The sequence below is a fragment of the Siculibacillus lacustris genome, from assembly GCF_004328075.1.
Taxonomy (GTDB): Bacteria; Pseudomonadota; Alphaproteobacteria; order Rhizobiales; family Ancalomicrobiaceae; genus Siculibacillus; species Siculibacillus lacustris.
Genome location: NZ_SJFN01000003.1, coordinates 57024 through 82737, shown reverse-complemented (window position 1 = coordinate 82737; position 25714 = coordinate 57024). Strand labels below are relative to the sequence as shown.

Annotated in this window: 22 protein-coding genes; 13 read left to right on the top strand and 9 right to left on the bottom strand. The window is 69.4% G+C overall.

The window, feature by feature from the left end; genetic code table 11:
- Positions 1-28 precede the first annotated feature (28 nt).
- The 3 genes from EYW49_RS02935 to EYW49_RS02925 form a co-directional block, all read right to left on the bottom strand.
- On the bottom strand, positions 29-1147 hold the full coding sequence (locus tag EYW49_RS02935) for an ABC transporter substrate-binding protein (RefSeq protein ID WP_131305895.1): 1119 nt from the start codon (positions 1145-1147) through the stop codon (positions 29-31).
- 93 nt (positions 1148-1240) lie between these two features.
- The gene (locus EYW49_RS02930) at positions 1241-1747 is read right to left on the bottom strand and encodes an L-2-amino-thiazoline-4-carboxylic acid hydrolase (RefSeq protein ID WP_131305892.1); all 507 of its coding nucleotides are present in this window, start codon (positions 1745-1747) and stop codon (positions 1241-1243) included.
- Between the two features lie 41 nt (positions 1748-1788).
- The gene (locus EYW49_RS02925) at positions 1789-3114 is read right to left on the bottom strand and encodes an NAD(P)/FAD-dependent oxidoreductase (RefSeq protein ID WP_131305889.1); all 1326 of its coding nucleotides are present in this window, start codon (positions 3112-3114) and stop codon (positions 1789-1791) included.
- Positions 3115-3607: 493 nt separating this feature from the next.
- Here EYW49_RS02925 and EYW49_RS02920 point away from each other — a divergent pair, with 493 nt between their 5' ends.
- A complete protein-coding gene (locus EYW49_RS02920) occupies positions 3608-4390 on the top strand; it encodes an SDR family NAD(P)-dependent oxidoreductase (protein WP_206365366.1) in 783 nt (260 codons plus the stop codon).
- A 69-nt stretch (positions 4391-4459) separates the two neighbouring features.
- Here EYW49_RS02920 and EYW49_RS02915 read toward each other — a convergent pair whose 3' ends face one another.
- The 3 genes from EYW49_RS02915 to EYW49_RS02905 are packed head-to-tail and all read right to left on the bottom strand — an operon-like array spanning position 4460 to position 7019.
- Complete coding sequence (locus EYW49_RS02915) at positions 4460-5269, bottom strand: ABC transporter ATP-binding protein (protein WP_131305886.1); 810 nt, start codon at positions 5267-5269, stop codon at positions 4460-4462.
- Positions 5257-6018 carry an ABC transporter permease gene (locus EYW49_RS02910; protein WP_228259432.1) on the bottom strand — a complete coding sequence of 254 codons (762 nt, stop codon included), beginning with the start codon at positions 6016-6018 and terminating at the stop codon, positions 5257-5259. Before EYW49_RS02910 ends, EYW49_RS02915 begins: the two co-directional genes overlap by 13 nt.
- A complete protein-coding gene (locus EYW49_RS02905; RefSeq protein WP_407695457.1) occupies positions 6015-7019 on the bottom strand; it encodes an ABC transporter substrate-binding protein in 1005 nt (334 codons plus the stop codon). The genes EYW49_RS02910 and EYW49_RS02905 overlap by 4 nt, the downstream gene beginning before the upstream one ends.
- A 450-nt stretch (positions 7020-7469) precedes the next feature.
- Between EYW49_RS02905 and EYW49_RS02900 the strand changes: the two genes are divergently transcribed.
- The 4 genes from EYW49_RS02900 (at position 7470) to EYW49_RS02885 (ending at position 11538) form a co-directional block, all read left to right on the top strand.
- Positions 7470-8555 carry a sulfate ABC transporter substrate-binding protein gene (locus tag EYW49_RS02900; protein ID WP_131305880.1) on the top strand — a complete coding sequence of 362 codons (1086 nt, stop codon included), beginning with the start codon at positions 7470-7472 and terminating at the stop codon, positions 8553-8555.
- A gap of 121 nt (positions 8556-8676) precedes the next feature.
- On the top strand, positions 8677-9537 hold the full coding sequence (gene cysT, locus EYW49_RS02895; RefSeq protein WP_131305877.1) for a sulfate ABC transporter permease subunit CysT: 861 nt from the start codon (positions 8677-8679) through the stop codon (positions 9535-9537).
- Between the two features lies 1 nt (position 9538).
- A complete protein-coding gene (gene cysW, locus EYW49_RS02890; RefSeq protein ID WP_131305874.1) occupies positions 9539-10432 on the top strand; it encodes a sulfate ABC transporter permease subunit CysW in 894 nt (297 codons plus the stop codon).
- Between the two features lie 11 nt (positions 10433-10443).
- A complete protein-coding gene (locus EYW49_RS02885) occupies positions 10444-11538 on the top strand; it encodes a sulfate/molybdate ABC transporter ATP-binding protein (RefSeq protein WP_131305871.1) in 1095 nt (364 codons plus the stop codon).
- Positions 11539-11551: 13 nt separating this feature from the next.
- Here EYW49_RS02885 and EYW49_RS02880 read toward each other — a convergent pair whose 3' ends face one another.
- Positions 11552-13249 (bottom strand): thiamine pyrophosphate-binding protein, encoded by a 1698-nt coding sequence (locus EYW49_RS02880; RefSeq protein ID WP_131305868.1) that lies wholly within the window; start codon positions 13247-13249, stop codon positions 11552-11554.
- Between the two features lie 260 nt (positions 13250-13509).
- Between EYW49_RS02880 and EYW49_RS02875 the strand changes: the two genes are divergently transcribed.
- The 4 genes from EYW49_RS02875 to EYW49_RS02860 all read left to right on the top strand — a co-directional run bounded on the left by EYW49_RS02875 (position 13510) and on the right by EYW49_RS02860 (position 18419).
- Positions 13510-15147: a sigma-54 interaction domain-containing protein gene (locus EYW49_RS02875; RefSeq protein ID WP_131305865.1), complete on the top strand. Its 1638-nt coding sequence runs from the start codon at positions 13510-13512 to the stop codon at positions 15145-15147.
- A gap of 107 nt (positions 15148-15254) precedes the next feature.
- Entirely contained in the window at positions 15255-16085 is an 831-nt protein-coding gene (locus EYW49_RS02870; protein ID WP_131305862.1) for a BKACE family enzyme, read from the top strand.
- The gene (locus tag EYW49_RS02865) at positions 16082-17026 is read left to right on the top strand and encodes a 3-hydroxyacyl-CoA dehydrogenase family protein (protein ID WP_131305859.1); all 945 of its coding nucleotides are present in this window, start codon (positions 16082-16084) and stop codon (positions 17024-17026) included. Before EYW49_RS02870 ends, EYW49_RS02865 begins: the two co-directional genes overlap by 4 nt.
- A gap of 73 nt (positions 17027-17099) precedes the next feature.
- Complete coding sequence (locus EYW49_RS02860; RefSeq protein ID WP_131305856.1) at positions 17100-18419, top strand: short-chain fatty acid transporter; 1320 nt, start codon at positions 17100-17102, stop codon at positions 18417-18419.
- Between the two features lie 72 nt (positions 18420-18491).
- Here the strand turns inward: EYW49_RS02860 and EYW49_RS02855 are convergent, their stop codons facing one another.
- Positions 18492-19133 (bottom strand): ThuA domain-containing protein, encoded by a 642-nt coding sequence (locus tag EYW49_RS02855; protein ID WP_131305853.1) that lies wholly within the window; start codon positions 19131-19133, stop codon positions 18492-18494.
- A 38-nt stretch (positions 19134-19171) separates the two neighbouring features.
- Entirely contained in the window at positions 19172-20395 is a 1224-nt protein-coding gene (locus tag EYW49_RS02850; protein WP_131305850.1) for an ROK family transcriptional regulator, read from the bottom strand.
- Between the two features lie 534 nt (positions 20396-20929).
- Here EYW49_RS02850 and EYW49_RS02845 point away from each other — a divergent pair.
- The 4 genes from EYW49_RS02845 (at position 20930) to EYW49_RS02830 (ending at position 25714) form a co-directional block, all read left to right on the top strand.
- A complete protein-coding gene (locus EYW49_RS02845; protein ID WP_131305847.1) occupies positions 20930-22438 on the top strand; it encodes a sugar ABC transporter ATP-binding protein in 1509 nt (502 codons plus the stop codon).
- On the top strand, positions 22431-23438 hold the full coding sequence (locus tag EYW49_RS02840) for an ABC transporter permease (protein WP_206365365.1): 1008 nt from the start codon (positions 22431-22433) through the stop codon (positions 23436-23438). The genes EYW49_RS02845 and EYW49_RS02840 overlap by 8 nt, the downstream gene beginning before the upstream one ends.
- An 81-nt stretch (positions 23439-23519) precedes the next feature.
- Complete coding sequence (locus EYW49_RS02835) at positions 23520-24470, top strand: ABC transporter substrate-binding protein (RefSeq protein ID WP_131306232.1); 951 nt, start codon at positions 23520-23522, stop codon at positions 24468-24470.
- Between the two features lie 188 nt (positions 24471-24658).
- Positions 24659-25714 carry a sugar phosphate isomerase/epimerase family protein gene (locus tag EYW49_RS02830; RefSeq protein ID WP_131305844.1) on the top strand — a complete coding sequence of 352 codons (1056 nt, stop codon included), beginning with the start codon at positions 24659-24661 and terminating at the stop codon, positions 25712-25714.

The window sequence follows — 25714 nt, the reverse complement described above, 5'->3', positions numbered from 1 at the left end:
GCGTCGCCCCCCGGCCGATCGAACCCTCTCACTCGCTGACCGCGGTGAACTGGCCGCCGATCACCCGCGCCTTGGAGAGCTGCTTCTGCGGCTCGCGATTGGCGTCGAAGGTGGTCAGCCCGGTCACGCCGGGGAAGTCCTTGGTGGCGGCGAGCGCCTCGCGCACCGAGGCGCGGGTGGTCTTCGGGTAGGTCTTCACCACCGCGTCGAGCATGATGTTGACCGCGTCGAAGGCCTGCGCCGGGAACTGGCCCGGCTCGGCGCCGCGCGCCTTGACCCAGGCGTCGACGAAGTTCTTGACCTCGGGGCGCGGGCTGTTGGGCAGGAAGTTGGTGGTCAGGCTCAGGCCTTCGGCATCGGCGCCGGCCAGTTCGACGATCTTCTGATTGTGGGCGGCGGACGTCGAGAAGATCGGCGTGGTGACGCCGAGCTGCTTGGCCTGCTTGAGGAAATTGGCCCCGTCCTCGTAGAAGAAGCCGGTGTAGATGGCATCGGGCTTGTCGCGCTGGATCTTGGTGATCAGCGCGCGGAAGTCGGGCAGGCCGCGATTGAAGAACTCGGTGAACACCACCGTGCCGCCCTTGGCGGCGAGTTCGGCGGCGAAATACTGGACGACGCTCTGGCCCCAATCGGTCTGCTCGGCGATCACCGCGACCTTCTTGTAGCCCTTCGACAGGATCCAGTTGGCGTTGTAGGGACCTTCGCCGGCCTGGGTGGTGATGTTGCGGAACTGCCATTCCGAGATCTTGGTGAAGTCGGGATGCGACGCCGTCTGCGACAGCTGCGGCATGCCGGCCTCCTTGTAGACCTGGGCCGCGGCGATCGACACGCCCGAGGTGAAGTCGCCGAGCACGCCGACGATCTTCTCGTCGTCGACGAACTTGCGGGCGATCGCCACGCCTTCCTTGGCGTCCGAGCGGCTGTCCTCATAGACGATCTCGACCTTGACCGGCAGTCGGCCCGAGGCGTTGAAGCGGTCGAGGGCGATCTCGGCGGCGGTCTTGAAGTCCTGGCCGTACTGGGCGGTGTTGCCGGTCAGCGGCAGCTGGTAGCCGAGGCGGATCGCATCGGCGGCGTCGGCCGAGGCGACGAAGAGGACGGGGGCGGCCAGCGCGAGGCCGATGAACGTCCGACGGATGAGGGTCATGGGTAGGGTCTCCTGGCGAGGCCGCGCACGGCCGAAGGCGTAGGGATCGGTCGGGGATCGACGAATGCGGGTGTTCCGAAGGCGGAGCGCCGCTCAGGCCGGTGCTCCGGGCTCGACGATCAGCCGGCAACAGCCCTCGTCGCCGGGCTTCCAGGTCTCGCCCTTGAAGACGAAGCCCGCCGCCTTGAACAGGCCACCGTCGATGGCGCCGCCGGCCTTGCACAGGAGCTCGAGATCTTCGTCGGAGCGCCCCATCGCCTGCCACGCTTCCTTGAGCGGACAGCGGTGGAACTTGATCTCCAGGCGCTCATCGTCGCATTGCCGGATTTCCGGCTGGAAGATCACCTCGCCGGCCGGAATGCCGCCGAGGAAGCGATCCTTGAGGCCGGCGAGATTGGCCGGACCGAGGTCGGCGAACTTCGCCCCCATGGTCACGCCCATCCGCCGCGTCGCCTCGCCGACCAGTTCGACCGCGCGCTCGGTGCCGAAGGCCTCGCGCAGCACGTCGAACATGTTGGCGTAGGCCGCCGCCCGCATGGTGAAGGCGCCCTGCAGCCATTCGATCGGAACCAAACGGCCGGCGTCGGTGGTCTCGGACATGGGATCACGGGTCCTTCGTCGATGGGAAGTCGGTTGAACGGTCAGGCGAGTTCGCGGCTGTCCTTGAAGCGGTACCAGCCGAGCATCAGGGGCGCCACCCGAGTGCCGATGCCATGGAACGGCAAAGGCCGCACCGCGGTCAACGGCACCGCCAGATCGGCCGGCGCCGTGCCGGCGATCGCGTCGGCGAACACCTGCCCGAGCGCCACCGACAGGGCGACGCCGCGGCCGTTGCAGGCGCACCACGCCCACAGCCCCGGCGCGACAGCATGGAAGCGCGGCATGCGATCGGCGGTCATGCCGATGCGGCCGTTCCACACGTAGTCGAAGGTCGGCACGCCCATCTGCGGGAAGATCTTCGCAAGGCGCTCGCCGACCAGCTTCTGCAGCCGCGCCGCGCCGTCGAAGGGGACCATCAGCGCCCCGCCGGTGACCAGCCGCCCGCGCGCGTCCCAGCGGAAGAAGCGCAGATCGCCGTGGGTGTCGGACAGCGCCTGCCGACCGGGCAGAACCGTCGCGCGGATCGCTTCGGGCTGTGGCGCGGTCGCCATCTGCCACGAGGTCACCGGCACCAGCGAATGGGCGATGCGCGGCTGGAGATCGGGCACGAAGGCATCGGTGTAGCCGTTCGAGGCGAGCATCACCTGATCGACGATCACCCGACCCTGCGGCGTCGTGACCACCCAACCGGCGGACGTGCGTTCGATCCCGGTCGCCGGCGTCGCCTCGTAGAGACGGGCGCCGGCCGCCACCGCCGCATCGGCGAGCCCGCGGGCCAACGCCAGCGGATTGACGTGGCCGCCCGAGGCATTGAGCATGCCGCCGTACCAGTCGGTCGAGCCGATCAGCGTCGCGGTCTCGGCCTTGTCGAGGAGCCGCACCGGCGCGCCACGTCGCGCCCAGGCCTCGACCCGCATCGCCGACAATTTCACCCGGCCGGGCGAATGCGCCGGCTGGAACCAACCGTTCTGCACCGCCTCACAGGCGATGCCCTTCTCGCGGATCAGATCGAACAGGCCTTGCGCGCTGTCGGCGACGAGCTGCGCGAAGCGTTCGCCGACCGCGCCGAAGCGTCGCGCCATGGCGTCGGGCTCGGCCCCGGTCATGGTCGGGATGACCTGACCGTTGTTGCGCCCCGAGGCGCCCCAACCGACCGCCGCCGCTTCGACGATCACCACCGACCGGCCGCGCTCGGCGAGGCGCAGCGCCGTGGTCAGCCCGGTGAAGCCGGCGCCGATCACCGCCACGTCGGCGCGCACCTCGCCGGCGAGCGACGTGGTGACCGCCCGCGGCGGCGTCACCGCCGCCCACAGCGACGGCGGAAAATCCGGGATCGTGGCGCCGCCGGCGGCTGCGTCGCCGCTCATCGGACCGCTCCGGTCGAGGGGGTCCGATCCGCGCGGCGCGGCGCCGATGCCGTTGCCCAGGCCGTCGCCGCGTCTCGCCGCGCTCCGCTCGTCCGCTGCATGATGTCGAAAATCTCCGAATGAAGGCGTCACGCGACGCACCGCGGCGCCGACGGGTGTCGGGTCCACGCCGGCGGCGGCGTTCGAGGTCCGGCGATCCTGCGCCCGAGCCCGCGCGGCGTCGAGGTCGAATGTTTCGCAGATCGTGCCGGTTTCGGAACCATCTTCGCCCGATCCTTGCGCAGACGACATCTTCGTTGCGCCGCTGCCGGACCGTCGTTCGCGAAGGAACGAACGTACCCTCGGGCGATCACTCCGGCGGCGGCGATCGGCGGCGTGCGCTTGACCCCTACCCGGCGCGGATCTAGACGAAGGTCGTCCCACCGCCCGCCCCGAAGGTCGGGCCTGCGCCCGCGCCGTCCTCCGACGGCCGCGCCCCGAGGAGTGTCATCCCATGGCCTTGTTCGACGATCTGCGCGGCCGCCGCGTCCTGATCACCGGCGCCAGCCGCGGCATCGGCCTGGCCGCGGCGGAAGCCTTCGCCGCCCAGGGTGCCCGGGTCGGGCTGGCGGCGCGCACCGCCCCCGCCGACCTCGACGCCCGCCTCGCGGCGATGCGCGCCGCCGGCGGCGAGGCCGCCTTCTTCACAGCCGACGTCACCGACACCGCCGCCTGCGGCCGTCTGGTCGCCGAGTTCGTCGCCCGTTTCGGCGGCCTCGACGTGCTGATCAACAACGCCGGCGGCCTCGTCGCCCGCAAGCCGCTCGACGAGGTCGACGACGCCTTCTTCGCCGCGGTGATCGATCTCAACGCCCGCTCGGCGACGATGATGACCAAGGCGGCGTTGCCGCATCTCGCCGCCTCGGCGGAAGCCAGCGGCCAGCCGGCCGGCGTGATCCTGGTCGGCTCGATCGCCGGTTGGCGCGGCGGCGGTCCCGGCGGCGGCCTCTACGGCGCCGCCAAGGCCTGGCTGCACAACGTCCAGAAGAATTGGGTCAATGCCCACGGCCGCGACCGCATCCGCTTCAACACCCTGTCGCCGGGCACCATCGACACCGCCTTCCACGCCGAGAAGGATGCCGAGGCCAAGGCCAAGATCGCCGCCGGCATCCCGATGGGCCGGCTCGGCCGCGCCGAGGACTGCGCCGGCACCTTCCTCTACCTCGCCTCCAACGCGGCGAGCGGCTACGTCACCGGCCAGATCCTCGAGGTCGACGGCGGCCAGTTCATGCCGTGACGCGGCGCCACGCGGCGGGACACCCGCCGCTAGGATCGTCGACGTGCGGCGGCGCGACACTCGCGCCGCTCAGATCGCCTCGCCGTCCGAGACCAGATCGGAGCGCAACGCGTCGTTGGTCGCGGCGCGGTCGCGACTGCGGCGGACGCGCGGATGCGGCTCGTCGATCCGGCGTTCGACCGATATGCGACCGGGCGACCCGGCCAGCACCACCACCCGATCGGCGAGGAAGGTCGCCTCTTCGATGTCGTGGGTGACGAACACCACGGTCTTGCCGGTCGCCGCGCGGATCCGGATCAGCTCCGCCTGCAGACCCTCGCGGGTGACCGCGTCGAGCGCCGAGAACGGCTCGTCCATCAGCAGGATGTCCGGCTCGACCGCCAGCGCCCGGGCGAGCGCCACCCGCTGGCGCTGACCGCCCGACAATTCGCGCGGCCAGCGGGCTGCCAATGTCGAGAGCCCGACCAGATCGAGCGCCGCCGCCGCCCGCCGCCGCCGCTCCGCAGCCGGCAGCCGCAGCCGCTCGAGCCCGAAGGCGACGTTGTCGATCACCCGTCGCCACGGCAGCAACCGCGCGTCCTGGAACACCATCGCCACCGGCGGCCCGCCGTCGGCGCGCGCCGCGACCCGTACCTCCCCGGCATCGGCCCGGGCGAGCCCGGCGATCACCCTGAGCAGCGTCGACTTGCCGACCCCGGAGGGACCGACCACCGCCACGAACTCGCCCACCGCGACGGTGAGATCGAGTCGGTCGAGCACCGTCACGCGGTTCTCGTCCTGCCCGAAGGCGAGGGTCAGCCCGGCGATCTCGATCGCCGCACGATCCCGGCCGGTCTCGATCGCCGCCGGGCCGGAGCCGGTCCCGTTCACCCCCGCCATCTGAGCATCCATCCCTGCAGGGCCACGAAACCGCTGTCGAACAGGCCGTAGAGCGCCGCCATGGTCAGCATGTAGACCACCACCACGTCGGTCGCGAGCAGGCTCGAGGCCTGCATCATGCGCTGCCCGAGCCCCGGCACGCCGAACAGTTCGGCCGCCACCACCGCCATCCAGGCCTGACCGAGGGCGGTCCGGAGTCCGACCAGGATGCCCGGCGAGGCCGCCGGCAACACGATCTTGCCGAGCCGCGCCCAGGCCGAGCGATAGCCGAAGGCCTGCGCCACCTCGATCAGATCGCGGTCGACCCCGCGCACCGCGCCGTGCGCCGCGAAGAACACGATCCAGAACACCCCCGTGGCGATGATGAACACCGCGGCGCGCAGGTCGACGCCGAACCAGATGATCGCGAAGGGCACCCAGGCGAGGCCGGGGATCGGCCGGAGCAGCCGCACCACGCCGGAGGTCAGGGCGTCGACCACCGGCAACAGCCCGCAGGCGACGCCGAGCGCCACCCCGAGCACCGCGCCGACCGCCAGCCCGAGGGCATAGTGGCCGAGGCTGGAGGCCACCGCCGCCGGCCACACGCCGGCGCGCAGTTCCTTGAGGAAGGCCACCGGCACGGCGCTCGGTCCCGGCAGCATCGCCGGATTGACCAGCCCGAGCCGCGGCACCGCTTCCCACAGGGCGAGAAAGGCGACGAGACCGATCGCCGCCAGCGCGACGCCGCGCAGCCGCGGCGACGAGCTCACTTCTTCACCGCTTCGAAGAAGCGCGGTTCGAACAACCCGTCGAAGGGCAGTTCCTTGTCGAGCGAGCCGAGTTCGACCTGATAGGCCTGCATCGCCCGGGCCGGCGCGACGATCGCCCGCGGATCGATCTGGAACCGGGTCGCCGGCGACTTCAGCGCCGCGGCGATCAGCGCCGGATCGACCAGGCCCTTGCCGAGCGCCGCGCCGACCCACGGCACCGCCGCGTCGGGGGTCTCGGTCAGCAGCCGGCCGGCCTCGACCAGCCCCGCGACCAGAGTCTGCACGGCTTGCGGGTTTTTCTCCAGGAAGGCGCCGGTCACCGCCACCACGGTTCCCGGCTGGCCGGGGAACAATTCGTCGCCGGTGGCGATCAGCTTCACGCCCGGATTGCGGTCGCGCACGATGGTCAGCGCCGGTTCGCGCACGATCGCTCCGTCGACGGCGCCGGCGAGCAGCGCCTGCTGAGTCGCGTCGATGCCGAGCGGCACCACCTCGACGTCGTCCTTGGCGACCGCCGCGACCTTCCACAGCCAATGCTGCAGCGTGGTGTTGGGCACCGAGCCGGCCGGCTGGGTGGCGAGCCGCGCCGCCTTGCCGGTCGCCTTGCGGAAGGCGGCGAAAGCCGCGGCCGGTGCCACCCCCGCGCGGAACTCGGCGGCGAGCTTCGGCCCGGCCACGAACACGTTCTCGGCCACCGCGGTCGCCGCCACCACCCGGATGTCGATGCCCTTGGAGCGCGCCACGGCGAGCGGCGCGACGCCGGCGACATAGATGTCGATGGTGCCCGAGGCCAGCGCCTGGATGGCGTTGGGGCCGGATTCGAAGGTGGTGTAGGTGAGCTTCAGCCCGGCCTTCTCCAGCCGCCCCTCGCGGTCGGCGACGAAGATCGGCGCCGCCCCGATCACCGGAATGGTGCCGACCCGCCCGATCACCGGTTCGGCGGCGGCGACCCGTCCGCCGATCCCCGGCAGGACGACGGCGAGCGACAGGGCGGCGATCAGGGCACGGCGGGGGACGGTTCGGACCAAGGCGGTTCCTCCGAAGGCGTTGCGAGGGCGGTGGCGAGCGCGGACGAGCGATCGGGCCATCATAGAGACCGGCGGTGGCGCGCGCCGGGGCAGGCGCATCCAAATTGTCGGGCTCGCGCGCAATTTCATTTCGTCGGATGCCGCATTCCGGGTCGCGTCTACCTGTGACGAAGAGTCGCCGGCGAAGTCGCGCAACTTGCGCCCAACCGCCCCGGGCGGCTTCGCCGGCGTTCCGCGCGACCGCCGCGCGCGCAACGAACTCATCGTTCGAGCGGCCTCCGACCGCTTCCGGGAGTAAGGCGTTCCTCCGCGACGCCATTCTCGAGTATCGACTTCCCGGACGCGACAAACTATGGAATGGACCCAGTCGATGGTTTCTATAGGTTAAGCCCACTGACCGACCCAGCAAGGAGCTTGCCCGTCATGACGTCGACCCCGTCGGCCGCCGCCCGCCCGTCCGCCCCTGCCCGTCCCGGGCGCCGGGCCCTGTTCGTCCGCCTGCGCGACGTCGCTCTGGTCGCCGGTGCCTTCGGCGCGATCCTCGGCACGACCCTGCTGGCCCGCGCCGATACCGCTCTGCTCAACGTCAGCTACGATCCGACCCGCGAGTTCTACAAGGACGTCAATCAGGCCTTCGCCGCCGAGTGGAAGGCCGCGACCGGCGAGACCGTGGTGATCCGGGCCTCGCACGGCGGCTCGGGCAAGCAGGCGCGCTCGGTGATCGACGGTCTCGACGCCGACGTGGTGACCCTGGCGCTGGCCGCCGACATCGACGCCATCGCCCGCGAGACCAAGAAGATCCCCGCCGACTGGCAGAAGCGCCTCGCCCACAATTCTTCGCCCTACACCTCGACCATCCTGTTCCTGGTCAAGAAGGGCAATCCCAAGGGTATCAAGAACTGGGACGATCTGATCAAGCCCGGTGTCGAGGTGATCACACCGAACCCCAAGACCTCGGGCGGAGCACGCTGGAACTACCTCGGCGCCTGGGCCTGGGCGGCCAAGGAATACAAGGGCGACGACGCCAAGATCCGCGCCTATATCGCCGACCTGTTCAAGCATGTGCCGGTCCTCGACACCGGCGCCCGCGGCGCCACCACCACCTTCGCCCAGCGCGGCTTGGGCGACGTGCTGCTCGCCTGGGAGAACGAGGCTTACCTGGTGTTCGACGAATTCGGCGCCGACAAGTTCGACATCGTCGTGCCGCCCTATTCGATCCTCGCCGAACCGCCGGTGTCGCTGGTCGACGGCAACGTCGACACCAAGGGCACGCGCAAACAGGCCGAAGCCTATCTCGCCTTCCTCTATTCCAAGGCCGGCCAGACGCTCGCCGCCAAGCACCACTATCGCCCGGCCGAACCGGCCGGCGTCGACAAGGCGCTGCTCGACCGCTTCCCCAAGCTCGAACTGGTGACCATCGACGATCCGGTGTTCGGCGGCTGGGCCAAGGCGCAGCCCTTCCACTTCGGCGACGGCGGCACCTTCGACCAGCTCTACAAGCCGAAGTGATGACCGAGCGGGGCGTGACGGCGGCGCGGCGCGGCGGCTTCCCTTCTCCCTCGGCGGGAAAAGGGCGAGACTGGCCGGCGACCGCGTCGGGCCGACGCGACGGCATCGACGAGGAGCGGACATGAGCATCGCCACGAGCAGCGGGCGGGGAGGCGCAGGACGCCGTCGCCTCGTCCACGGCGTGTTGCCCGGTTTCGGTCTGGCGATGGGCTGGACCGTGGTCTGGCTGTCGCTGATCGTGCTGTTCCCGCTGGTCGCCCTGGCGGTCAAGGCCTCCGGTCTCGGCTTCGGCGGTTTCGTCAAGCTGCTGCAGGACGCTCGCGTCCAGGCCGCCCTCGAACTGTCCTTCGGCGCCGCCCTGATCGCCGCGCTGGTCAACGCCGTCTTCGGGGTGCTGGTCGCCTGGGTGCTGACCCGCTACCGCTTCCCCGGCCGCGCCCTGATCGACGCCGCCGTCGATCTGCCCTTCGCCCTGCCGACCGCGGTGGCCGGCATCACGCTGGCCGCCCTGTTCGCCAAGACCGGCTGGATCGGCGGCCTCCTCGCCCCCCTCGGCATCGAGGTCGCCTATACCCGCCTCGGCGTGGTGGTGGCGCTGATCTTCGTCGGGCTGCCCTTCGTGGTGCGCACCGTCCAGCCGCTGCTCGCCGATCTCGATCGCGAGGTCGAGGAGGCGGCCGCCACCCTCGGCGCCTCGCGGCTGACCACGGTGTTCCGGGTGCTGCTCCCGCCCCTGGTCCCGTCGATCCTCACCGGCTTCACCCTGGCCTTCGCCCGCGGCGTCGGCGAATACGGCTCGATCGTCTTCATCGCCGGCAACATGCCCTATCTGACCGAGATCGCGCCGCTGCTGATCGTCATCAAACTCGAGGAGTTCGACTGGGTCGGCGCCACCGGCATCGCCTGCGTCATGCTCGCCATCTCCTTCTCGCTGCTCCTGGTGATCAATCTGATCCAGGCCCACGCCAACCGGAGATCGTGAGATGGCGACCGATCAGACCTTCCCGCTCGATCCGCCGCGCCCGCGCGCCCTGCCCGTGCCGCCGCCGATCGGCGAGACCGTCGTGGCGCGCTGGACCCTGGTGGCGATCGCCGGCCTGTTCCTCGCCCTGGTCCTGGTGCTGCCGATCGCCGGGGTCTTCACCGAAGGCCTGCGCAAGGGAATCTGGGCCTATTTCAAGAGCTTCGGCGATCCCGATGCGCTCGCCTCGATCCAGTTGACCCTGCTGGTCGCGGTGATCTCGGTGCCCGCCAACCTGGTGTTCGGCGTCGCCGCCTCCTGGGCGATCACCAAGTTCGACTTTCCCGGCAAGAGCCTCCTGATCACCCTGATCGATCTGCCGTTCTCGGTGTCGCCGGTGGTCTCGGGTCTGGTCTTCGTGCTGCTGTTCGGCGCGCAAGGCCTGTTCGGGCCGTTCCTCGCCGCCCATGGGCTCAAGGTGATCTTCGCCGTCCCCGGCCTGGTGCTGGCGACGATCTTCGTCACCTTCCCCTTCGTCGCCCGCGAGTTGATCCCGCTGATGGAAGCGCAGGGCGCGGCCGACGAAGAGGCGGCACTGACGCTCGGCGCCTCCGGCTGGACGATCTTCCGCCGGGTGACCCTGCCCAACATCAAATGGGGCCTGCTCTATGGCGTGCTGCTCTGCAACGCCCGCGCCATGGGCGAGTTCGGGGCGGTGTCGGTGGTCTCCGGCCACATCCGCGGCCTGACCAACACCATGCCGCTGCAGGTCGAGATCCTCTACAACGAATACGACTTCGTCGGCGCCTTCGCGATGGCCTCGATCCTGGCCGGGCTGGCGCTGATCACCCTGGTCCTGAAAACCTTCCTCGAATGGCGGTTCGGCGACGAACTCGCCGCCAACCGTCGTCACTGAAGGAGCCCCCCATGGAGATCCGCATCCGCGACCTCGCCAAGGACTTCGGCGACTTCCCCGCGCTGTTCGGCGTCGATCTCGACATCCGCTCCGGCGAGCTGCTCGCGCTGCTCGGGCCCTCCGGCTCGGGCAAGACCACCTTGTTGCGGATCCTCGCCGGCCTCGAGGCCCCGACCTGGGGCCGGGTGTTCTTCGGTGACGAGGACGCCTCGGCGACCTCGGTGCGCGAGCGCCGCGTCGGCTTCGTGTTCCAGCACTACGCCCTGTTCCGCCACATGACGGTCGCCGACAACATCGCCTTCGGTCTCACCGTGCGGCCGAAGGCCGAGCGGCCGAGCCGCGCCGAGATCGCCCGCCGCGTCCAGGAACTGCTCGATCTGGTGCAACTGCCCGATCTCGCCCGGCGTTACCCGTCGCAACTGTCCGGCGGCCAGCGCCAGCGCGTCGCCCTCGCCCGGGCCCTCGCCGTCGAGCCGCGGGTGTTGTTCCTCGACGAGCCCTTCGGCGCCCTCGACGCCCAGGTCCGCAAGGACCTGCGCAAGTGGCTGCGCGAGATCCACGACCGCACCGGCTACACCACGGTGTTCGTCACCCACGACCAGGACGAGGCGCTCGAGCTCGCCGATCGCGTCGTGGTCCTCAACAAGGGCCGCATCGAACAGATCGGCACCCCCGACGAGATCTACGACGCCCCCGCCTCGCCCTTCGTGTTCGATTTCATCGGCGACGCCAGCCGCATCCCGGTCACCGTCGAGCACGGCGGCGTGGTGGTCGACGGACGGCGCCTCGCGCTCCCCGTCGAGGTCCTCGGCCAGGGTGCCGCGACCCTCTACGTGCGGCCGCAGCATTGGACGATCGGTGCGCCCGACGCCCCCGGGGCGCTGGCCGCCACGGTCGCCGGCACCCGCCGTCACGGCGTCTCGCGCCGCCTCGACACGACGCTCGGCGACGGCCGGGCGGTCGAGATCGACGTGCCGCCGGAGACCCGCGTCGCCGCCGGCGATCGTCTGTCGCTGCTGCCCACCCGCTGGCGGCTGTTCTTCGCCGACGGTGCCGCCGCGGCGGTGGCGCCGGTGCGCGATCCCGGCCGCGTCGCCGCCTCGTGAGCCGGCATCGGCCTCAGGTCGGCGCGATCACGATCTCGATCAGATTGGGCATTCGCGAGGCGATGCCCGCCTCGATCGCCGGGGCGATGTCGCCCGGCCGTTCGATCCGCCGCGCCGGCACGCCCATCGATCGGGCGAGCGCCTGGAAATCGACCCACGGGTCGGAAACTTCCATGGCGATGAAGCGGTTGGCCCGCGCCGAGGCATAGCCGGCCTGACCCTTCATGAAGTTCTTCAGGATGTTGTATTCGCGGTTGTTCATCACCACGAAGGTGATCGGCAGCCGCTCGTGTGCCGCCGTCCACAGCGCCTGCGGCGAATAGAGCGCCGCGCCGTCGCCGACCAGCGACACCACCGGCTCGCGCCCGAGCCCGAGCGAACAGCCGACCGCCGCCGGCATGCCCCAACCGAGCGCGCCGCCACGCAGGAACGAATACTGCCGCGGCGACGGGCTGTTCAGGAAGGCCCGCATCTGGACGTAGGTGGCGATCGCTTCGTCGACGATCGCCACGTCCGGGCCGATCGCCCGAGCCGTCTCGCGCGCCGCCACCAGCGGCGTGATCACCGGCGCGTCCCATTCGTCCGCCGCCCGCCGGCTCCACTGCGTCCGCCGCGCCACCCGATCGGCCGCCGACCGCGCGATCAGCGCATCATGGGCCGCCCGCTTCGGCTCGGTCGCCGCCGCGAGCAGCGGCATCAGGGCGGCGAGCGACGCCTTGATGTCGCCGACCAGCGACAGCGGCGTCTGATAGGTGCGGCCGAGATCGCGCACGTCGGAGGAGATCTGCAGCACCGCGCAGCCCGCCGGAATCAGCCGCCCCTCGCTGTAGAGGATGGTGATCAGCGACTTGCCGCCGAGCGCGAAGATCGCGTCGTAGTCGGAAAGATGCGTGGCGATCTCGTTGGCCTTGGTCGGCATGTTGCCGCTCCACAAGGGATGGGCGGTCGGGAAGGGAATGCACGACGGCCACGACGCCCCATAGACCGGCGCGCCGAGCAGCTCGGCGACCGCCGCCACTTCCGCCGCCGCGTCGCTCGCCCGCACCTCGTCGCCGGCGATGATCAGCACCCGCCCCGGCGGGATCGCCGCGAGCCGCGCCGCCAGCACGTCGAGCGAACCGGCGACCGCCCGCCGGTCGACGAACGACGGCTCGTCGATCGCCACCGTGCTCATCTCCTCCATCACGTCCATCGGCAGCGACAGGAACACCGGCCCGCTCGGCGCCGCGGTGGCGTCGTTGAAGGCGCGGCGGATCAGCACCGGCAACTGCGCCGCGTGGACCACTTCCTGCGCCCATTTGACCGCCGGGCGCGCGATCTGGACGAGGTCGCCGAACAGCAGCGGATCGGTGATGGTGTGCCGCGAGTCCTGCTGGCCGGCGGTGACCACCAGCGGCGTCTGCGACACCGAGGCGTTGAGCAGATTGCCGAGCCCGTGGCCGAGACCGCCGGCGGTGTGGAGATTGAGGAACCCCGGCTTGCGCGCCGCCTGGGCATAGCCGTCGGCCATCGCCACCGCGCTCGCCTCCTGCAGCGCCAGGACGTAGGCGATCTCCGGGGTCTCCAGCAGGGCGTCCATCAGCGGCAGCTCGGTGGTACCGGGATTGCCGAAGATGTAGTCGACGCCCTCGCTCTTCAGGATCTCGAGCAGGATGTCGGCGCCGCGGCGCGCCGCCACGGTCTCGATCGGGACGATGGGAGAGATCGGCATCGGCAGGGTCCTCGGCGGCAAGCGGGTACGGGCGGGCGGTGACCGCAGTCTAACCCCTCCGCCCGGTGACGGCATTCCGATCTCGCCGCGGAATCGTCGCAGAGCGGAACAGCCCGGCGCCATCGGGCCTCTTCCTGCAAAACTCTTCCCCCCGGCGGCCCGCCCGGTCGGTTCCTACGGGCCGGTCCCCACGCGCTACTCCCGACTGGTCGCCGGCCGGGAACGGCGTAGGCTGTCCTGCCCCCGTCCGGACGTCGAAGATGCACGAAGCGACGACAGTCACCTCGAAGAGACCCACCGGCCTCGATGGTCTGCCCGAAGGACCCGGGCTGCTGATCGCCGAGAAGCCGCGCGATGCGTTCGGCGACGCCGCCCCCGGTCCGAGCGAGCCGGGACCGGGCGTCAGCATCGCCGCCGACCGCGTCCTCGACTTCGAGGAGATCGGCGACCACCTCTACGACGGCGTCTACGTCGCCGACGGCACCGGCCGCACCCTCTACGTCAACAAGTCCTATCAGCGCATCACCGGCATCGACGCCGCCGAGGTGATCGGCCGCACCGTCCAGGAACTGGAAGCCGACGGCCTCTACACCAACGCCGTGACGCCGGAAGTTCTGCGGCTGAAGAAACAGGTCAATTCGGTCGGGCTCAGCCGGCGCAACGGCGCCAAGATGCTGATCACCGGCAACCCGATCTTCGGCGCCGACGGCGAGATCAAGCTGGTCGCGGTGATCGAACGCGAGATCACCGACCTCCTGGAGATGCAGATCGAACTCGAGGCGACCCAGGAGAAGATCCACGCCGTCGAGGCCGGCGAGATCCGGGCGCGGCGCGAGGTCGAGCACCTGCGCCAGCAGGTGATGGGCGCCGATCTGGTCGGAGTCAGCAGCGCCATCGACAAGGTCCTGGAACTGGTGCGCCGCGTCGCCGACTTCGACGTCACCGTGCTGATCTCCGGCGAAACCGGGGTCGGCAAGGAAGTGGTCGCCAACGAGATCCACACCACCAGCAATCGCCGCGGCAAGCCCTTCGTCAAGGTCAACTGCGCCGCCCTGCCGGCCGGCCTGCTGGAGGCCGAACTGTTCGGTTACGAGAAGGGCGCCTTCACCGGTGCCGCGCCGGGCGGCAAGCTCGGGCTGTTCGAACTCGCCGACAAGGGTTCGATCCTGCTCGACGAGATCGGCGACATGCCGCTGGAGCTCCAGGGCAAGCTGCTGCGGGTCATCCAGCACAAGGAGATGACCCGGATCGGTGGCTCGAAACCGATCCGCATCGACGTCCGCATTCTCGCCGCCACCAACCGCGACCTGCGCCGCTCGCTGCAGCAGGGCCGTTTCCGCGAGGATCTCTATTACCGCCTGAACGTCTTCCCGATCGAGATCCCGCCGTTGCGCGACCGCCCCGACGACGTCGCGGTCCTCGCCCGCCACTGCTTCGAAGCCCACAACCGCAAATACGGCAAGGCGATCCGCATCGGCCGCGAAGGCCTCGACCTGCTCGCCCACTACCCGTGGCCGGGCAACGTGCGCGAGTTGCAGAACGTCGTCGAACGCATCGTCCTGATCTCCGACCCCTATGCGATCATCGGCCGCGAACAGCTCGCCCCTCTCCTCGCCCTCGACCGCGACGGCGACGACCCGAGCGACGACGCCCGCAGCCTCAAGACCCAGGTCGACGACCTCGAGCGCCGCGCCATCGCCCGCGCCCTGGAACGCCACGGCTCGACCCGTCGCGCCGCCACCGCGCTGGGCATCGATCAGTCGACCATCGTCAAGAAGGCCAAGCGCCTCGGCCTCCGGATCTGCGATGACGTTCGTCATCAGGCCGATGAAATTCGTCATCGCGACGATTCCGCCGCATCGGCCGCGTTTTCACCGCCGGTCCTCGAATTGCGATGACGTCCGTCATCGGACGTTCACGTAAAATCGAGCGTATTCAAGCGAATTTTACTGGCACGCGACTTGCTCTTTTCCTGGCGTAGGAAACGAAAGAGCGAGAGTTCGCCATGAGCAGGACCATCATCACCGTCGCCACCACCGGAGCGTTCCCGACCAAGGAGCACAATCCGGCAGTTCCCCTGACCCCCCGTGAGATCGCCGACGACGTCTTCGAATGCTGGCAGGCGGGCGCCGCCATCGCCCATCTGCACATGCGCGACGCGCAGGGCAAGGGCACCATGGACAAGGCCCGTTTCGTCGAGACCGTCGGCCGCATCCGCGAGAAATGCGACATCGTCCTCAACCTGACCACCTCGGGAGACCTCGCCGCCACCGACGAGACCCGCATGGCGCACATCATCGAGATCGAGCCGGAGCTCGCCTCCTATGACGCCGGCACGATGAACTGGGGTCACTCGACCCTGTTCGTCAATCATCCGCTGTTTCTCGAGAAGCTCGGGCGGACGATGGTCGAGCACGGCATCCGCCCGGAGATCGAGGTCTTCGACGCCGGCATGTATTACAACGCCGCCTATTACATGAAGCAGGGCGTGATCAAGGCCCCGGGCTGGTTCCAGTTCGTGCTCGGCGCGCCCGGCGGCACCGCCGCCACCGTCGAGAACCTGGTCTATCTGAAGAGCCTGCTGCCGCCGGACGCGATCTGGTCGGCCTTCGGCATCGGCGCGGCGCATCTGCCGATCCTGTTCGCCACCATCGGCCTCGGCGGTCACGTCCGGGTCGGCATGGAGGACAACGTCTTCTACGCCAAGGGTCGTCTGGCCGCCAACAACGCCGAATTCGTCGCCCGCGCCGCCCGCCTGATCCGCGAAGCCAACAACGAGCCGGCCACCCCCGCCGACGCCCGGTCGATCCTGTCGCTGAAGGGGGCCGCGTCGTGATCCAGACCATCGCCGTCATCGGCGCCGGGACCATGGGTCACGGCATCGCCGAATCCTTCGCCCTCGCCGGCCTCGACGTCCGCCTCTACGACGTGAACGACGAAGCGCTGGCCAAGGCCCGCGCCCTGATCGCCGACGAGTTGCAACTGCTCGCCGACGAGGCCTACATCGCCCCTGATCGGGTCGCCGCGACGCTCGCCCGCATCGCCACTTCGACCGACCTCGCCGCCACCGTCGCCAACTGCGACTACGTGATCGAAGCCGCGCCGGAGAAGATCGAGCTGAAGCACGACCTGCTCGCCCGCCTCGACGCCCTCGCCCCGGCCCACGCGATCATCGCCTCCAACACCTCGAGCCTGCCGCTCGAGGCGATGGCCACGGTGTTCGGGCCCGAGCGCAAGAGCCGCTTCATGGTCTGCCACTGGTACAACCCCGGCCACCTGATGCCGATCGTCGAACTGTCGTTCTTCGGCAACATGTCGGCCGAGCTCTATGCCGAGGTCGAGGCGCTCTACGGCCGCGTCGGCAAGCAGACCGTCAAGGTCCTCAAGGACGTGCCCGGCCTCGTCGCCAACCGCATCCAGCAGGGGGTCGCCCGCGAGGTGTTCTCGTTGATCGAGCGCGGCATCGCCTCGCCCGCCGACATCGACAAGGCCCTGAAGTTCGGCCCCGCCTTCCGCTACGCCACCACCGGCCAGCTCGAGGTGGCCGACTTCGGCGGTCTCGACATCTGGTGTGTGGTCGGGGACAACCTCCTGAAGGACATGGACAATTCCAAGGAGGCCAATCCCGTTCTGCGGACCGCCGTGGCCGAGGGCAAGCTCGGACTGAAGTCCGGCGAGGGCTTCTTCCGCTATCCCCCCGAGGAGGCCGCGGCGGTGCGCCGCAAGTTCATGCGCAAGCTGATCCACCAGTTGAAGGCCTCCGCCTTCTACGTCTGACGATCCCCCGACAACGAGAAACCCACCAAAGGACGCGACCAGCGCCACGCGCGGTCCGCGTCGGGAGGAACCGATGATCAACAAGCTCCTGATGTTCTTCGTCAATCTGATGCAGAAATACCTGCCCGATCCCTTCACCATCGCCTGGCTGATCACGCTGGTGGTGGTGGCGATGGCCCTCGGCATCACCCACACCTCGCCGGTCCAGATCATCAACTACTGGGGACAGAGCTTCTTCGACATCCTGTCCTTCGCCATGCAGATGGCGCTGGTGGTGGTCACCGGCTATGCGCTCGCCGTCTCGCGACCGGTGCACGAGTTCCTGAAGCGCATCGTCCTGATCCCCAAGACGCCGGTGCAGACCGTGCTGTTCATCGCCCTGGTGTCGATGGTCCTCTACTACCTCAACTGGGGCCTCGGCCTGATCGCCGGCGCGCTGCTGGCCAAGGAGGCCGGCAAGCATCATGCGGACGTCGACTTCCGCCTGATCGTCACCGCCGCCTTCTCCGGCATCATCATCACCCACGGCGGTCTGTCGGCGTCGATCCCGCTGCTGATCTCCACCAAGGGTCACTTCCTGGAGAAGGAGATCGGCCTCGTCCCGCTGTCGCAGACCATCTTCGGCGCCCAGTCGCTGACTCTCACCATCCTGCTGGCGATCATCATCCCGCTCGCCTGCACCCTGCTGTTCCCCAAGAAGGAGAACATGGTGCTGGTCGACCCCTCGGTGTTCGAGGAGGAAGAGGCGATCCGCGAGACGCCGCGCACCAGCAACACCCTCGCCGACAGGCTCGACGACAGCGTTATCCTCAAATGGTCGCTCGGCCTGTTCGGCCTCGCCTATCTCGCCATGCAGATCTGGGAAAAGGGGATCAACCTCAACATCCTGATCATGCTGTTCCTGATCCTCGGGATCATCGCCCACGGCTCGCTGCTCGGCTACACCAAGGCGGTGACCAAGGGGGCGCTGAGCTGCGGCGGCATCATCCTGCAGTTCCCCTTCTATGCCGGCATCATGGGCATCATGAAGGGCTCGGGTCTGGTGTTCATCATCTCCGACTGGCTGCTCAGCCTGTCGACGGCGAGCACCTTCCAGATCTACTGCTACCTGTCGTCGGTGGTGATCTCGATCTTCGTGCCGTCGGCCGGCGGCCACTGGGTGGTCCAGGCCCCCTTCATGCTGCCCGCCGCCGCCAAGCTCGGGGTCGAGCCGTGGAAGGTCGCCATGGGCGTCGCCTGGGGCGAGAGCATCTGGAACATCGTCTGCCCGTTCTGGGCCCTGCCGGTGCTGGCCATCGCCAAGGTCGGCCTGCGCGACCTGATCGGCTTCTCGGTGCTGCTGTTCCTGGTCGGCAACGTCGTGGCGATCGGGTGCCTGTGGTTCATCCAGTGACCGATCGTCCGTCCGAACAGCGCGAGGGCCCCGTTCGGGGCCCTCGTCGTCTCTCGCGAAGGTCGCGCGCCGTCAGCGCGCCGCCCACAGCAGCCCGCGGGTCAGGATCGTCCGCACCTCCGGCCGCTCCAACTCGCCGGCGTCGTGACCGAGCGAGGAATAGAACACCCGGCCCGCGCCGTGACGCTTCTTCCACACCACCGGCATCACGACGCCCTTGGTCCACGGCGCGTGGGCGCCCGAGAATGTGGTGGTCGCCAGCACCTCCACCGCCGGATCGACGTGCATGTAATACTGCTCGGAATGGTGATCGAAATCGCCGAGCCCGGCCATGATCGGATCGTCCGGGCGGGTGATCGTCACCCGGTAGTCGATCATGTCGCCGGGATGGGCGACCAACTGACCGCCGCACATGAACTGGTACTCGATGCTCTCGCGGAACCCGTCGCCCATGCCGCCGTGGAACCCGCCGAGCCCGACCCCGCCGACCACCGCGCCGACCAGATTGTCGAGTTCCTCCTTCTCGATCCGCCACATCGTGCACATCGGCACGATCAGGCTCATGTCGCGGATCGCCGGGTCGGCGAAGGCCTCGGTGGTGTCCTCGACATAGACCTTGAAGCCTTCCGCCTCGAGCCGCTGCGCGACGAGGCGGGCGCATTCCTCCGGCTGATGGCCGGCCCAACCGCCCCAGACGATGAGCGCCTCGCGCATGGTGTACTCCCCTTGTTGGCGATCCGCCGGCGATCGGTTCATCGCGGCGGCCGGCGTGTGACCGGTCCCGTGGTGTTCCAGGGCGACCCGTAGAGATTGCGCAGCGTCATCGCCGCCGCGCCGCGCGCCCAGATGTCGTCGCCCCAGCGCTGGTGGACGATCTCGGTGACGTCGCCGAGCCCGCCCGGCGTCCAGGCCTCGACCGTCCGGGTCAAGGGCCCGAGGAACGGCGGCCCGAAGTCGACCACCGCCCCGACCAGGATGATCCGCGGCGGCGCGAACAGGGCGATCAGATTGGCCACCACCAGCCCGAGCGCGACGCCGGCCTGCGCCAGCACCGCCGTCACGTCGGCATCTCCGGCTTCCGCGAGGTCGCGGGCCACGATGATGCCGCGCCCCGATCCGGTCAACAGCTCGGCCCGCTCCGGCTCCGAGCGCGCCGCGATCTCGGCCAGGATCGCCGCGCCCGAAGCGACCTCGCCGAGCCGCACGTCGGCGCCGGTCGGGGTCCGGACCAGGAGGTCGCCGAGATCCGGCCCGAGCCCGTTGGGGGCGCGGAACACCTCGCCGCGATGGATGATCCCGAGGCCCAGCGACTGTTCCACCGACACCACCAGGAAGTCGTCGAGGCCGCGGCCGCGGCCGAACCAGTGCTCGGCGAGGGTGACCAGGTTGACGTCGTTGTCGAGGGTCACCGGCACCGCCAGACGCGCCGCCAGCGCCGCCGCGAAGGGCACGTCGCGCTCGCCGAAGATCGGGCTGCGCCGACACACCCCGGCGTCGCGGGCGACGATCCCCGGCAGCCCGACGCAGACCCCGGCGACCTGGGCCATGGTCAGCCCGGCGTCGGCGACCGAGCGGCGCACCCCGTCCTCGACCAGATCGGCGATCACCGCCGCCGATTGACGCGCGAGCCGCACCGGCACGGTCAGGCTCTCCAACACGTCGGCGCGGAAATTGGTGGTCGCCACGGTGATCTGATCGGGGGCGAGCTTGACCCCGACCACATAGGCCGCATCGGGATTGAGCGTCAGCTGCACCCGCGGCCGGCCGCGCGCGGTCTCGTCGCGCACCCCGCCGATGGCGATCGGCATGATCAGCCGATCGTCGATCAGCGCGGCGGTGATCGCCGAGACCGTGGTCGGGCTGAGCTCGGTGCGCTCGCAGATCTCGACCCGGGCGATCGGCCCGAACCGGCGGATCGCGTCGACCACGTGGAAGCGATTGATGGCCCGCATCAATTCAGGATCGGCGGTCTTCATCGCGGACGTCTCCGGCTGACGGGCGTTGACGTGCCTTTTTTTTGATCCTGCACTTTAAATGTCGGCCTCGGCGCCTGTAAGGAGGACGTCGGACGCGCGCGGCCCCACCGGACCCGCCGCGATGCACCCGGAAATGCTCCGGACTCCGGCGCTGCGAGACCCCCAGTAACCTACGCCTTTTCCCTTGACAATCAAAGGCGGCAGTGACAGCTTTAATTTGTGACACGAAATAAAGAAATCGGCACGCCTCGCTGAAGGGGCGGCCGCCAAGGAAACCCAGGGAGGGTGTCACGCCGCCGCTCGTCGCCGTCGCACGGCCTGCGGAACCACGTCGCACCGGTGCCCCGAGCCCGGACCGCCGTCGTTCGCCGCTCGCCACCAGGAACCGGCGCACCCCCTCCTCACGACCCTGTCGATCGGCGCCCCGCGGACGGGACGTCACCGCCGCCGGACCGCGCCTCGCCGCGGTCTCCCTCGTCCCCGCTCCGCTCGCGGCGCGTCGGGACGCCGTGGATCTGCCGTGGAGACGACCGCATGCCTGACGTCGTTCTGGCCGGACGCGCGATCTCCAAGAGCTTCGGCCAGGTCCAGGTGCTGTTCGGGGTCGATTTCGCGATCCGTCGCGGCGAGATCCATGCCCTGATGGGCGAGAACGGCGCCGGCAAGTCGACCCTGATGAAGATCCTCGGCGGCTACCAGCCGGCCTCCGCCGGCACCGTCGAGGTCGACGGCGCGGCGACCGTGCTGCGCGACAGCGGCGACGCCGAGCGCCTCGGCATCGTCATGATCCACCAGGAGTTTTCTCTCGCCGAGACGATGACCGTCGAGGAGAACATCTATCTCGGCCGCGAAGTCGTCCGCCACGGTTTCCTCGACCGCGCCACCATGCGCGAGGGCACCCGCAAGGTGCTCGCCGAGCTCGAATGCCCGGTCGATCCCGACGCCCGGGTCGGCGGCCTGTCGGTGTCCGAAAAGCAGATGGTCGAGATCGCCAAGGCGGTGTCGCGCGACGTCCGCGTGCTGATCATGGACGAACCGACCGCGGTGCTGACCGGCGCCGAGACCGAGATCCTGTTCCGCCTGATCCGCCGCCTGACCGCCCAAGGGGTCGGCGTCGCCTACATCTCCCACAAGCTGACCGAGGTGAAGGCGATCTCCGATCGCGTCACCGTGCTGCGCGACGGCCGTTGGGTCGAGACCCGGCCGACCGCCGAACTCTCGCCCGACGACATCGCCCGGCTGATGGTCGGCCGCGAGATCTCCGACATGTACCCGCCGCGGCTGCCCCCGCCCGACGACGCGCCGACCGTCCTCGCGGTCGACCACCTGAGCATTCCCGGCTGGGTCCGCGACGCCTCGTTCACCCTGCGTCGCGGCGAGATCCTCGGCTTCGCCGGGCTGGTCGGGGCCGGCCGCACCGAACTGATGGAAGGCCTCGTGGGCCTGCGCCGCCGCACCGCGGGCGAGGTCCGCGCAACGGGCGTCGCCGAGCCGATCCGCACCATCGACCAGGCTGTCGCCGCCGGCATCGCCTACCTGACCGAGGATCGCAAGGGCAAGGGCCTGCTGGTCGACAAGCCCCTGACCCCCAACCTGACCCTGCTGGCGCTGGCCCGCTACGGACGCATCTTCGTCGACCGCGCCGCCGAGCGCCGCGCCCTGGTCGCGGCGATCGCCGAGCACCGCATCAAGACCGCCGACCTCGACGCCCGCGTCGCCTCGCTGTCCGGCGGCAACCAGCAGAAGCTGTTGATCGCCAAGACCATGCAGGTCGAACCGAAGATCCTGATCGTCGACGAGCCGACCCGCGGCATCGACGTCGGCACCAAGCACCAGATCTATCTGTTCCTCGCCGCCTTCGTCGCCGCCGGCGGCTCGGTGGTGATCATCTCGTCCGAACTGCCGGAACTGATCGGCCTGGCGCACCGCGTCGTCGTCATGCGCGACGGCCGCATCACCGGCACCCTCAGCGGCGCCGACATCGAGGAGAACGAGGTTGTCCGTCATGCCACCGGCCTCAAGGGAGCCCACGCCGATGCCTGACCCGTCCGGCCCCGACGCCCCTCGCCCGTCGCGCACCCGCCGCTTCGAGCTCAAGACCTGGGGCCCGTTCATCGCCCTGGGAATCCTGGTGATCCTCGGCACGCTGGTCAATCCGGTGTTCCTGACCCCCAACAACCTCGTCAACGTGCTGACCCGCACCGCCTTCACCGGGATCATCGCGATCGGCGCCACCTTCGTGATCACCACCGGCGGCATCGATCTGTCGGTCGGCTCGCTCGCCGCCTTCATCGCCGGGGTGATGATCATGGTGATGAACGCGCTGCAGCCGGCGGGGATGGCGCCGCTGTCGGTGGTGGCGATCGGCATGGTGGCGGCGCTGGCGCTGGGGGTCGGCGCGGGCCTCATCAACGGCCTGCTGGTCACCAAGGGCCGCATCGAGCCCTTCATCGTCACCCTCGGCACCATGGGCATCTTCCGCTCGCTGGTCACCTATCTCGCCAACGGCGGCACCCTGTCGCTCAACATGGGCACCCGCGGCTTCTACCGCCCGGTCTATTACGGCGACCTGTTCGGGGTGACCTATCCGATCCTGGTCTATGCGCTGGTGGCCACCGTCGGCGCGGTGGTGCTCTACCGCACCCGCTACGGCCGCTACGTCACCGCCACCGGCTCGAACGAGGAAGTGGCGCGCTATTCGGCGATCAAGGTCGACCGCATCAAGCTCGCGGCCTACGCGCTGCAGGGCGCCTGCGTGGCGCTCGCCGTGGTGCTCTACGTGCCGCGTCTCGGCTCGGCCTCGGCCACCACCGGCCTCCTGTGGGAACTCGAGGCGATCGCCGCGGTGATCATCGGCGGCACCATCCTCAAGGGCGGCGCCGGCCGCATCTGGGGCACCGTCGCCGGGGCGATCATGCTCGCCCTCATCGACAACATCCTGAATCTGACGGGAGCGATCAGCGTCTACCTCAACGCGGCGATCCAGGGCTGCATCATCATCATCGCGGTGCTGGTGCAGCGTGACGCCAAGGGGCGGCGCTGAGCTCTCCCGACGGCCACCCCCGGGCGGAGGGGACACGACGAAACCGCCCCATAGAGAAACGAAGAACAGGGAGTGAAGACCATGAAGTGGACCCTCGGCATCGCCGCCCTCGCCATCGGCATGCTGTGCCTCGCCGGCTCCGCCGACGCGGCCGCCAAGAAGACCATGGGCGTCTCGATCCCCGCCGCCACCCACGGCTGGGCCGGCGGCCTCAACTGGCACGCCCAGCAGGCCAAGGCGGCGCTGGAGAAGAAGTATCCCGACCTGACCATCGCCCTGGTCACCGCCGGCAGCGCCACCCGCCAGGCCAACGATCTCGAGGATCTGGTCTCCGCCCGCGCCATCGACGCCCTGGTGATCCTGCCCTTCGAGTCCGATCCGCTGACCGAGCCGGTGCGCCAGGTCAAGAAGGCCGGCAAGTGGGTGACCATCGTCGACCGCGGCCTCACCGATCCGACGATCCAGGACCTCTACGTCGCCGGCAACAACCCGCAGATGGGCGCCAATTCGGCCAACTACATGAAGGACAAGCTGGGCGGCAAGGGCAACATCGTGGTGTTGCGCGGCATTCCGACGGTGATCGACAACCAGCGCGTCGACGCCTTCATGGAGATCATCAAGAAGACCGACATCAAGGTCCTCGACATGAAATACGCCAACTGGAACCGTGACGACGGCTTCAAGGTGATGCAGGACTTCCTCGCCCGCTTCCCGAAGATCGACGCGGTGTGGGCCCAGGACGACGACATCACCCTCGGCGTCATCGAAGCCGTCAAGCAGGCCAATCGCGAGAAGGAAATGTGGATCCTCGGCGGCGCCGGCATGAAGGAGATGATCAAGCGCGTGATGGACAAGGACACCTTCGTGCCCGCCGACGTGCTCTATCCCCCGAAGATGATCGCCGACGCCATGGAGCTGACCGCCTCCAAGCTGATGGAGAACGCGCAGCTCAAGAAGGAATACATCGTCGACGCGACCCTGGTGACCCCGGAGAATGCCGCGAAGTTCTACTATCCCGACTCGCCGTTCTGATCTCGGCCCCGCCGTCCCGCGTCGCGGCGGGACGGCCCGACCTGCCGCTCGCCGCCGCCGGCCGCCCGGCCCGGCGACGAGCGGACGGCGGCCGCCGCCGGCGCCCCGCCGCTCGACCTCGTCCACCCGGCAGGCTCCCCCGTCGCGGGCTGCGAGCCGCCGCCGCCTTTCCCGATCGGAGTACGGCCATGAAGACCATCAAGGGGCCGGCGATCTTCCTCGCCCAGTTCGCGGGAGACGCCGCACCGTTCGACAGCCTGCCGAACATCGCGGCCTGGGCCGCCGAGCTCGGTTACGTCGGCATCCAGATCCCCGCCTGGGACGGACGCCTGATCGACCTCGCCCGCGCCGCCGAGAGCCGCACCTATTGCGACGAGATCCGCGGCGTCCTCGCCGATGCCGGCCTCGTCGTCACCGAACTCGCCACCCATCTTCAGGGCCAATTGGTCGCCGCCCATCCCGCCTATGACGAGATGTACGACGGCTTCGCCCCGCCGGCGGTGCGCGGCAATCCCGCCGCCCGTCAGGCCTGGGCGGTCGACCAGATGATGAAGGTCGCCAAGGCCTCGCAGAACCTCGGGCTGACGGCGCATGCCACCTTCTCCGGCTCGCTCGCCTGGCCCTATCTCTACCCCTGGCCGCAGCGTCCCGCCGGCCTGATCGAGACCGCCTTCGACGAGTTGGCGCGCCGCTGGCGGCCGATCCTCGACGCCTTCGACGAGGCCGGCGTCGACGTCTGCTACGAGATCCACCCCGGCGAGGATCTGTTCGACGGCCGCACCTTCGAGATGTTCCTGGAGCGCGTCGGCAATCATCCGCGCTGCAACATCCTCTACGATCCCAGTCACTTCGTGCTGCAGCAGCTCGACTATCTCGACTACATCGACATCTATCACCAGCGCATCCGGATGTTCCACGTCAAGGACGCCGAGTTCAATCCGACCGGCCGCCAGGGCGTCTATTCCGGCTACCAGCCGTGGGTCGATCGCGCCGGCCGCTTCCGCTCGCTCGGCGACGGCCAGGTCGATTTCGCGGCGATCTTCTCGCGCCTGACCCGCCACGGCTTCGACGGCTGGGCGGTGCTGGAGTGGGAATGCTGCCTCAAGCATCCCGAACAGGGCGCCGCCGAAGGTGCCCCCTTCATCCACGACCACATCATCCGCGTCACCGAGAAGGCCTTCGACGACTTCGCCGGCGCCGGCACCGACCTCGCCGCCAATCGCCGCATTCTCGGCATCGCCTGA

Excerpts from the sequence above, each read along its gene's own strand:
- EYW49_RS02935 (WP_131305895.1), bottom strand. The coding sequence starts at position 1,147 with ATGACCCTCATCCGTCGGACGTTCATCGGCCTCGCGCTGGCCGCCCCC.
- EYW49_RS02930 (WP_131305892.1), bottom strand. The coding sequence starts at position 1,747 with ATGTCCGAGACCACCGACGCCGGCCGTTTGGTTCCGATCGAATGGCTG.
- EYW49_RS02925 (WP_131305889.1), bottom strand. The coding sequence starts at position 3,114 with ATGAGCGGCGACGCAGCCGCCGGCGGCGCCACGATCCCGGATTTTCCG.
- EYW49_RS02920 (WP_206365366.1), top strand. The coding sequence starts at position 3,608 with ATGGCCTTGTTCGACGATCTGCGCGGCCGCCGCGTCCTGATCACCGGC.
- EYW49_RS02915 (WP_131305886.1), bottom strand. The coding sequence starts at position 5,269 with ATGGCGGGGGTGAACGGGACCGGCTCCGGCCCGGCGGCGATCGAGACC.
- EYW49_RS02900 (WP_131305880.1), top strand. The coding sequence starts at position 7,470 with ATGACGTCGACCCCGTCGGCCGCCGCCCGCCCGTCCGCCCCTGCCCGT.
- cysT (WP_131305877.1), top strand. The coding sequence starts at position 8,677 with ATGAGCATCGCCACGAGCAGCGGGCGGGGAGGCGCAGGACGCCGTCGC.
- cysW (WP_131305874.1), top strand. The coding sequence starts at position 9,539 with ATGGCGACCGATCAGACCTTCCCGCTCGATCCGCCGCGCCCGCGCGCC.
- EYW49_RS02885 (WP_131305871.1), top strand. The coding sequence starts at position 10,444 with ATGGAGATCCGCATCCGCGACCTCGCCAAGGACTTCGGCGACTTCCCC.
- EYW49_RS02880 (WP_131305868.1), bottom strand. The coding sequence starts at position 13,249 with ATGCCGATCTCTCCCATCGTCCCGATCGAGACCGTGGCGGCGCGCCGC.
- EYW49_RS02875 (WP_131305865.1), top strand. The coding sequence starts at position 13,510 with ATGCACGAAGCGACGACAGTCACCTCGAAGAGACCCACCGGCCTCGAT.
- EYW49_RS02870 (WP_131305862.1), top strand. The coding sequence starts at position 15,255 with ATGAGCAGGACCATCATCACCGTCGCCACCACCGGAGCGTTCCCGACC.
- EYW49_RS02860 (WP_131305856.1), top strand. The coding sequence starts at position 17,100 with ATGATCAACAAGCTCCTGATGTTCTTCGTCAATCTGATGCAGAAATAC.
- EYW49_RS02855 (WP_131305853.1), bottom strand. The coding sequence starts at position 19,133 with ATGCGCGAGGCGCTCATCGTCTGGGGCGGTTGGGCCGGCCATCAGCCG.
- EYW49_RS02850 (WP_131305850.1), bottom strand. The coding sequence starts at position 20,395 with ATGAAGACCGCCGATCCTGAATTGATGCGGGCCATCAATCGCTTCCAC.
- EYW49_RS02845 (WP_131305847.1), top strand. The coding sequence starts at position 20,930 with ATGCCTGACGTCGTTCTGGCCGGACGCGCGATCTCCAAGAGCTTCGGC.
- EYW49_RS02840 (WP_206365365.1), top strand. The coding sequence starts at position 22,431 with ATGCCTGACCCGTCCGGCCCCGACGCCCCTCGCCCGTCGCGCACCCGC.
- EYW49_RS02835 (WP_131306232.1), top strand. The coding sequence starts at position 23,520 with ATGAAGTGGACCCTCGGCATCGCCGCCCTCGCCATCGGCATGCTGTGC.
- EYW49_RS02830 (WP_131305844.1), top strand. The coding sequence starts at position 24,659 with ATGAAGACCATCAAGGGGCCGGCGATCTTCCTCGCCCAGTTCGCGGGA.